The following is an 8,318-nucleotide window of genomic DNA, read 5'->3' as shown; positions in this document are numbered from 1 at the left end:
ATCTACGGGAGTCAGCAAACCTGCTTTCTTAGATACAATCGAGTTTTTAGAAGAGGATATGGAAGAAAAATATGGTTTGAAGATCAAATTTCCGATGGATAAAAAGGGTGCCGATTTCCTTCTAATACACAACGCGGGCGAGTATATGGCTTGGCCAGAAAACCCTATTGCTTTTGCCATTCTCTTTGAAGAAGCTGGTTTAAATTATACACTCAGTAGTGAAATCGCGGGATATGACAATGTAAACTACGGCATCTGGTATGATGATTTCCAAGCAAAAACTCTGGCTACGCTACAGATGAAAGTGGCCAAAGAATTAGGAGTGAATCGAATCGTCATCGCAGAATGTGGGCATGCCCATAAGGCCGCCGCCGTTGTAGGAGATCGAATGGTGAATGGAGATCAAAAAGTTCCAGTTGAAAGTTGCCTGCCTCTTCTTTGGGATCTGGTTAAGACCAGACGTTTAAAGTTAGATCCTAATAAAAACAACTTCCCCGTGACGCTTCATGATCCTTGTAATTATGTTCGAGGCATGGGAATTGTAGAACCTCAACGGAATGTATTAAAGGCAATTTGTCCTCAATTCAGGGAAATGACTCCCCATGGAGTAGACAATTACTGCTGTGGTGGTGGTGGTGGGTTTGCCATTACGAATTCTATGAACTTCTCTGAATGGAGAAATAAGGTGAGTTCTCGCATGAAGTTTAACCAGATCCTGGGTGCCTTTCAGGATAGTATGGAAAATATTGCGCTTCCTAAATATGTTTGTGCACCTTGTTCTAATTGTAAGGGAGCTATTCGAGACATCCTGGAGTTCTACGAGACTACGGCCAAATTTAATGTCCAGTATGGTGGTTTAGTTGAACTTATGGTCAATGCACTTGTGAGTATGAATAAACCATTCATGGAGTTTTTGGAAGAATAGTTCAATATACTATAACAAAGTTTGTAGTGAATTTGTTTAATTAGTAATTTGTTAAATTTACTGCTAAGGTTACAACAATTAGAAAGACCCCTCGAGCCCATGATACAAACGGACTCGAGGGGTCTTTCTACGATGTGCTAATTGAAAGCGCATCTCTAATTCAATCTGTGGCAACACCGGAAAATAACTTGACCTGTGCTATAAGTTTGACTAACAGTTCAGTCTCATTTAACCCTCTTTTCCTCTGACTTCAGCAAAAAGAACTTCGAATTTGATATCTCTTTTGATATTTATTTGGATATTTTCAATCGAGTTTTAGCATAAACTGCTGCCTGGGTACGACACTTTAGTCCCAGCTTACCGAGGATTTGGCTAACATGTTTTTTAACAGTATATTCGGTAATGAATAGTTCCTTGGCAATAGCTTTATTATTAAGTCCTTTGCTTAACTCTACCAGAACGTCCAGCTCTCTAGACGTCAATTGTTCGATATTATCCATTTTTTCCTTTTTCATTACAATTTCCATGATAGACGGATCATAATATCTTCTCCCTTTACTGACCAACCGCACAGCATTAACTATTTCTTCTGGCATTGCATCTTTAAAAATATAACCATCGACGTTCATGTCAGAAGCGCGCTTAAAGTCATTGGGGTCTAATGAAGACGTTAAAATAACTACCTTGCAATTTTGATTAGAACGTCTTATTTCCGAGATAACGTCAAAACCGCACTCATCCTTAAGTTTTAAGTCAACAATAATAATTTCCGGCTTACATCGGGAAATAACATCACGCGCCTCATTAACGCAGGAAGCTTGTCCTACAAACTCAAACCCCTCTTCTAAATCCATGACGGCCATAAGGCCCTGTCTTGCTAAAGGATAATCATCAATCGATACAAACGTCATGATGCTACCTCCTCAAAAGTTTTTTCGTGATCTTTGAGTTTTTATTATTAACCATACCGATGACGGACAAGTCGCTTTGAGTAATCGCTGCAATTAGTCGAGCGAATTCAACCCAGCTATCCCATTAACACATAAGAAGTCGTCATTCCCTTAATAGACTCTTAGGTGAAAAAGAAATGTCGGAGAGCTTATTTAATTATCAGAATGAGACGTCGTATGTGATCTCTTAACGGAACAGTTACTTCCAGCTATAGGAATAATCGAGAAACTTAGAAGGCAAACTCCCTACCCTTTTCAAAGATTTAAATTACTTATCATTTTTTACTATTAACTGTTCATTTCGATAAACTAATATTAAGTATCTATTTTTTCATATATTGTTACTTATTATTATGTATGTTAAAATTATCTTATAAGTAAAATGATATAGGAAGATGAGAAAGTTTACAATGCATCTGTCCTGAATGGCCTATAGAACGGCCTGAAAAAGTTGGTGATTTCAAAATGACAAATATTCTACTACTAGAAGACGATCTTATTTATTCTGGTTATTTAATAAATTTGTTATGCCAGAGTCTACCCTACATTACTGTGCGGCATGCCCAAACCGTTCAAGAAGCAAAAAATCTTGTCCAAACCGAATCCTTTGATCTGCTCGTACTTGATGTAGATTTAAGAAATTCAAAAAATAGATTTATCGGGCACATTGAAAATGGCATTGATTTTGCTGAATATTTCAGAAAACTTCCAGGTAATGCGTTTACTTGGATTGTTTTTGTTAGCGCTCATACTTCATTTCTTTCAGAGTCATTTTCACGCTCACATTGTTACGATTACATTATTAAACCAATTGAACCAAACAGTTTTATCGAATTAATTGAAAACCTCTTAACGTATAAGGTCTTCCCAATCTCTGAAAAAAAATATCTTTCGATAAATCGCCGGAATTATTTATTACGAATTAAAGCTAGTGATATTGACTTCATTGAGATATTTGGTAAACAAAGTACAGTCTATACTAAAGATTTTCAGCATGTTATTTCACGTTTTCCTCTTAAAGAAATTCTTAAACAACTACCAACAGAGAATTTTATCCAATGCCATAGGTCTTACATCGTAAATAAAGATAAAATATCAAATATTTTTCTTGAAAGAACATGTTGGTTTTTACGTCTACATAACCGTCCGGAAGTCATTCCTGTTGGAAAATCATACACTAATGTAATTTTAAATAGACAATATGATTTAATCGGAGGAGACAATGAATTTTGATATTTTTATTTTCAACTCTATTATTTGGTTGCTATCGCTTCTGATTGTTATACAACCATTTAATAATAATAAATCAACAAAAATCTTTCTAAGATTTTTGTTGATTTCATTAATAATCATCTCGTATGATATTCTTATTTTTCTTGTCGACCCATTAGCCTGGCAAAGTACATTTTTCACACTATTATCTTACTTATTAACAATTCTTTGCTTAGCATTTGCATTAAAAATTGATTTTAGTACGGCTATAATCTTATCTGGTCTTCATTTTATAATATTTATTATAACGGAGACTATTTCTTATTCGGTGCTTAAGATAATTATCCCTCACAAAACACTATATGATAGCATGCTTGTTCTCAGTACATATATAGTCATAATTTTAATTATAATTTTAATTAGAATTACAATTCTTAGAAAATTTTACAAAATACTTAAAGAAAAAATTAAAAACCTTAAAAATTATGCAATAGTTGTTCTAAATTGCTATGTGATATTTTCTTTTTTAAAAGAACTAGCTCATAAAAATAATTCATTTTCATTATACGCAGTTTCTATTTTAATGGTTATTATCAGCAGCATTTATCTTGTTAAAGAGCTGATGGACAACCGCAGTTTACAAGGCCTGATCCTTTCTCATCAAAAACTGATTGAAGCTGTGCAGCCAATTATACAGGACATTAAGAGCAACCAGCATGATTTTAGGAATCAGCTCAATGTAATACGATTGCGGTTGAGTTCCGAGGTTGATTTCTCAAAGACTTCGGAACAATTAGACGAGCTTTTAGAGGAAATGGCTCTTGTCGATTCTTTTACTTCTTTCGGTGGAAACAGTGTTAGCTCACTTCTTTACTTAAAAAATAAAGAAGCTTTATATAAGAAAATACAATTTGTAATTAACCGACCTCCATTTTCAGGCTTAAGTCACCAATTAACCGAATATGAACTGATCAGCGTCCTTTCTAATCTAATAGACAATGCTATCGAAGCAACCTCCCAATTTAGCGGAGAAAAAAAGGTTATCGTGTCATTTAAACCTGATGAAAACGGAACTCTTATTTCAGTAGCTAATACGGGGAATAGTATATCTCCCCACACGTTATCGAAGCTTTTCAAACGAGGCTTTTCCACTAAATGCTTCGAAGAAGGTGAGAAACACGGGTATGGTTTATATAACGTAAAGAAAATCCTTGATCCGTATGGTGGAAGGATGGAGGTTCTTTGTGAAGCGAATGTTACTACGTTCCAATTCCACCTTAATCTCGCTGCTTCTAATGCCTCTTGAAAAATCTTTGATCAGTTTCTTTTAATGAACAAACGCGTTGGGTCACGTAAGTTATTCCGAGAAGATGGTTGCTTTACAAAATATGTAAGGCAACCATCTTTTTCTATTATTTTTTACATATAACCATACTTCACTCTCAATATCATCAACACGGCCGAAAATGCTATTTTGTTAACTCTTTTTCACTCTTTTCAAGAGCAATAGGATGTCTCTGTCGTTGCACGTACTGTCTTAACGTGAATGTTCGGGTATGGTGATTTTAATGTAACTACTTTACGCTATGAGACAGTAAATACTATCCTTTGGTCGGTGGTGTCCACTGACGGGTGACCTTACCGATTAGGACCATATCTCCAGGGAAAAATACTTGTTCAGGATCAATGGTTTTACTGGAACAAGCAGATTTGTCACAGCAAATAGGGACAAATCGCCCAGCTCAATTTCCCAACCGGAAAGTTTCTTATTTAGCTCCGTTTTAGCACTATCGGCAACCGACTGGCTTACATTCTGCCAATTGATTCCTAGAAAAGAGTAAGATTTTGGTTTAGCTTCTATCGCTGGCTGGAAGCTGACTTCAGGGAAAGAACTGTCCACAAGGGATTGTCACCCACTAGCTGATATCTCAACTGTCTTTTCCATGAAACATACTGTAAACGGTAAATGCTCATATTTTTTCAACCCAGTCTCTATGAATCCATATAATTTATACCAATTTTTCAGAGTCAAATTCTCATTAACAATACCAATAGAGACTTTACGTCCTCCTTGGGCTTTTACATAATCAAAGACAAAATTCATTAAATGTTTACCATACCCTTTATGTCTATATCCCGGTAACACTGATAATCTTTCTATGTAAAAAATATCATCAGCCTTTTCGATTGCTACAAATCCAATTTGCTTGCTTTCTTCATATAAACCAAACATGCCGATCCCTTTATCCTTCATCTTCTTGAGATTTGCCAAATTTGTGAATGCGGGATTTGAAGGACAATTTTCTTCCGTTAAGTTAAGCTCTCTTGCAACTGTAATAAATGAATCCTTGACAACGTTTAAGCTGACTGACAGACTTACTTCGTTATTGATTTCTTTAATATTTACTGTCTTAAGAGTCATACGAAATCTCCTTTCTGTTTATTCGTTATCCACTGCACTAACTTGGATGTTGTGGTCCGTATATTGTAGTCGTTCATCATGAGGTTCAAGACAACCTAATCATCTCATAACATTCCTGCAAAATAAGGGGAAACCTGCCTCGCAAATAATAAAAAGCCCCCTAACTCCTGTATAGTTAAGGGCAAGGTGATCTTTACTATACAGTTAATTTGGCGGGTCGGTTACCTTCATTTTGCCCCCTGTGCTATACCACAAATGAATGAAAACGGTGTATGAAATTATACAAAGGCATAAGATCGAGGTGTCGCAAACATGCAGTTTTAGAGCGCTTATCTTTTTCAAAACGATTAAGCGCTCTGTTTATTTTTCGGCAAAGCGTAATGGCACCAAATACGGAAACATTTGAATAGTTTGATCGATGCTGATACCTAGATATAATGTTTTACGTATTCATTAGACTTTTGGGGCAAGGGACTAGAAATGCGTGCCTATTTTTATATTTTCCTCAGAAGCTTTAAACTTGCCTATCTTCCAAGTTCCCCTCTCCTTTTTTACTGAAAGCGTATAAATAGTGCTAAAAGGAGTTCCGGCGCTGATTGTATTTTTCTTCTTATTGTTTTTGTTTAGCAATTTAAAGTATTTGTCGTCAGCACTGACCACACAACTCCTTACGTTATAAACTACCTCAGCTTGCTCCTGTCCAGCAGTAAGCGTAATCGAGAGAAATTCACAATCTTCATACTTGGATTTAATCTTGTTTTCGTTAAACAATTTTATGGTACTATTCTCATCATTGTTCTTTATGAGTTCTATGAGGTAGTCCACTGTATAAAGATGATACTCCGCCCTACTGTCCAAGTGCTCAAAATCGCGATCGATTAAAGCTTTCGCAAAATCTTTTGACAATCCCTTTATTGCTTGTTCATCCTCGGTATCATTGGTTGGAGTCACTACCTCGCTGTCAACCTGACCGCAGTCTTTTTTTATTGTCCCATCTGAAATAGGCAAAGTTTCTTGGATTACTTCCAAGACCTTTTGGATGATATTTAGCTTGTTCATTTAGTCTCCTTTCTTTCACGGCTCTTCAAGAAACATAAGCCAATATATCTTATGAACAATATGAAATTCGGAGACTTGGGCCAGATCCACTTTGAGGTTATTGTATCGTAGGTAGCTAACAAAAAATCTCGTGTTATTTCATTGCTAACAACAGTAGCAATCTCAAGCAAACAAACATAACTTATCCTAGGTTTGGGCACCAAAGCGTTGTGGGCAAAACAGCAGCGTATTCTAGCTGTACTATTGCAAATTCTTATTTAATATAATTGAAATGTACTTTCCTCAATATAGAATTGGGTAGTTTGTCCTGTGTTTTAATACCTTTTTTTGGTAATCAACGACCGAAAACCTTAGTAATGTATAATCTATATGATTAAACTGAAAGACGGTGCTTATATTGGAGCAAGAAGGATTAACAGGTAAGGTTATAGGCCCTTTTGATCCAGAGTATAAACAAGCTAGACAAGAGTATAACAGAGACATAGAGGCATATCCGATAGCAATTGTGTATTGCTATAATAATCAGGACGTAGCTAATGCTATTCTTTGGTCAGAAAAAAATCAAGTAAGACTTCGTATTCGCTCAGGGGGACACAACTACGAAGGCTATTCAACCGGGACGGGGAAACTGGTAATTGACACGACTCTAATGAATCATATAGAAATAGATATCACAAATGACGTAGTCAAGGTACAAGCAGGAACTAGGCTTACAAAATTGTATGAAATACTCTATGAACACGGATATGCATTTCCAGGAGGGACTTGCCCTACGGTGGCTATTTCCGGATTGGTTTTAGGTGGAGGGATAGGTTTATCGACTCGCTTCTTGGGACTTACAACTGACAGCTTAATCGAAGCGGAAATGGTGGATGCCAAAGGTAATATATTAATAGCTAATCACAGCTGCAATCCAGATTTATTTTGGGCATTGCGAGGAGCAGGGGGAGGTAATTTTGGCGTTGTGACTTCCTTCACCTTCAAATTAAAAAAGAAGATAGATAAAATAACTCTTATTCAACTGAAGTGGAACAACAATAAACCAGCCAGAATCAGATTTTTGAGTGTATGGCAAGAATGGTTGGAAAATCTAGACAGAAGAATGAGTGCATTCGGCAGAATATACAAGCAAGGTGCCTTATTTTTCGCTTTTTTTTATGGTAAGCCTGTTGAAGCGAGAAAAATATTAATACCTATGCTTAGTATACCTGGTCTTACCTTTCAGTGTATCGAATATGTTGATTTTATTGATGCTGTAAACACAATAGGAAAAACATATCCGGAAAGTGAAAAATTTGTAGACACCGGAAGATTTATGTATAATCGACTTTCTGAAAATGAATTAAGAGACATCATAAAAATAATAGATAAAGCCCCTACCGCTTACAATTCCTTTGTGAAAGTTTATTCACTAGGTGGTGCGGTAAGTGATGTTGTTAAGCCAAACACTGCTTTTTACTATAGGCAGGCAAAATATATTACGGCCATTTCATCAAGCTGGGAGGAGAATGAAGAAGCGCCCATCAATAAGGCTTGGGTAGCAGAGGGTTTTCTATATATTAAGAAACTGACGTTAGGTTCATATGTTAACTTTCCATATAGTAAATTGAAAGATTACAAAATGGCCTATTATGGTCAATATGTGAAAGACTTGCAAAGCATCAAGACTAAATATGATCCAAGTAATGTATTCAACTTTCCGCAAAGTATCAAACCTCTACAAAACCAAGGTAAGGAATTGTTCATTGCT

Annotated in this window: 7 protein-coding genes and 1 pseudogene; 4 read left to right on the top strand and 4 right to left on the bottom strand. The window is 36.0% G+C overall.

The window, feature by feature from the left end:
• Positions 1–925, top strand: a 925-nt coding sequence (locus DOT_RS25845; protein WP_009624567.1) for a (Fe-S)-binding protein, incomplete at its 5' end; no start/stop codon positions are given.
• Positions 926–1,215: 290 nt separating this feature from the next.
• Here DOT_RS25845 and DOT_RS25840 read toward each other — a convergent pair.
• The gene (locus DOT_RS25840; protein WP_009624566.1) at positions 1,216–1,836 is read right to left on the bottom strand and encodes a response regulator transcription factor; all 621 of its coding nucleotides are present in this window, start codon (positions 1,834–1,836) and stop codon (positions 1,216–1,218) included.
• Positions 1,837–2,340: 504 nt separating this feature from the next.
• Between DOT_RS25840 and DOT_RS25835 the strand changes: the two genes are divergently transcribed.
• Positions 2,341–3,108 (top strand): LytTR family DNA-binding domain-containing protein, encoded by a 768-nt coding sequence (locus DOT_RS25835; RefSeq protein WP_009624565.1) that lies wholly within the window; start codon positions 2,341–2,343, stop codon positions 3,106–3,108.
• Entirely contained in the window at positions 3,098–4,393 is a 1,296-nt protein-coding gene (locus tag DOT_RS25830; protein WP_009624564.1) for an ATP-binding protein, read from the top strand. The genes DOT_RS25835 and DOT_RS25830 overlap by 11 nt, the downstream gene beginning before the upstream one ends.
• A 339-nt stretch (positions 4,394–4,732) precedes the next feature.
• On the opposite strand, the gene DOT_RS25825 is transcribed toward DOT_RS25830, so the two are convergent.
• The 3 genes from DOT_RS25825 to DOT_RS25815 all read right to left on the bottom strand — a co-directional run bounded on the left by DOT_RS25825 (position 4,733) and on the right by DOT_RS25815 (position 6,568).
• Positions 4,733–4,987 carry a hypothetical protein gene (locus tag DOT_RS25825; RefSeq protein ID WP_009624563.1) on the bottom strand — a complete coding sequence of 85 codons (255 nt, stop codon included), beginning with the start codon at positions 4,985–4,987 and terminating at the stop codon, positions 4,733–4,735.
• A 9-nt stretch (positions 4,988–4,996) separates the two neighbouring features.
• Positions 4,997–5,509, bottom strand: coding sequence for a GNAT family N-acetyltransferase (locus DOT_RS25820; RefSeq protein WP_009624562.1), 513 nt, complete (start codon positions 5,507–5,509; stop codon positions 4,997–4,999).
• 474 nt (positions 5,510–5,983) lie between these two features.
• The gene (locus DOT_RS25815; protein ID WP_009624561.1) at positions 5,984–6,568 is read right to left on the bottom strand and encodes a hypothetical protein; all 585 of its coding nucleotides are present in this window, start codon (positions 6,566–6,568) and stop codon (positions 5,984–5,986) included.
• A 388-nt stretch (positions 6,569–6,956) separates the two neighbouring features.
• On the opposite strand from DOT_RS25815, the pseudogene DOT_RS29200 reads away from it, so the two are divergent.
• Positions 6,957–8,270, top strand: a pseudogene (locus DOT_RS29200) (FAD-binding oxidoreductase); the annotation flags it as partial.
• Between the last annotated feature and the right edge of the window lie 48 nt (positions 8,271–8,318).

The sequence above is a fragment of the Desulfosporosinus sp. OT genome (assembly GCF_000224515.1).
GTDB lineage: Bacteria > Bacillota > Desulfitobacteriia > Desulfitobacteriales > Desulfitobacteriaceae > Desulfosporosinus.
This window is presented reverse-complemented; position numbering and strand designations above follow the sequence as displayed.

Coding starts and splice junctions, on each gene's coding strand:
- DOT_RS25840 (WP_009624566.1), bottom strand. CDS start 1,836: ATGACGTTTGTATCGATTGATGATTATCCTTTAGCAAGACAGGGCCTT.
- DOT_RS25835 (WP_009624565.1), top strand. CDS start 2,341: ATGACAAATATTCTACTACTAGAAGACGATCTTATTTATTCTGGTTAT.
- DOT_RS25830 (WP_009624564.1), top strand. CDS start 3,098: ATGAATTTTGATATTTTTATTTTCAACTCTATTATTTGGTTGCTATCG.
- DOT_RS25820 (WP_009624562.1), bottom strand. CDS start 5,509: ATGACTCTTAAGACAGTAAATATTAAAGAAATCAATAACGAAGTAAGT.
- DOT_RS25815 (WP_009624561.1), bottom strand. CDS start 6,568: ATGAACAAGCTAAATATCATCCAAAAGGTCTTGGAAGTAATCCAAGAA.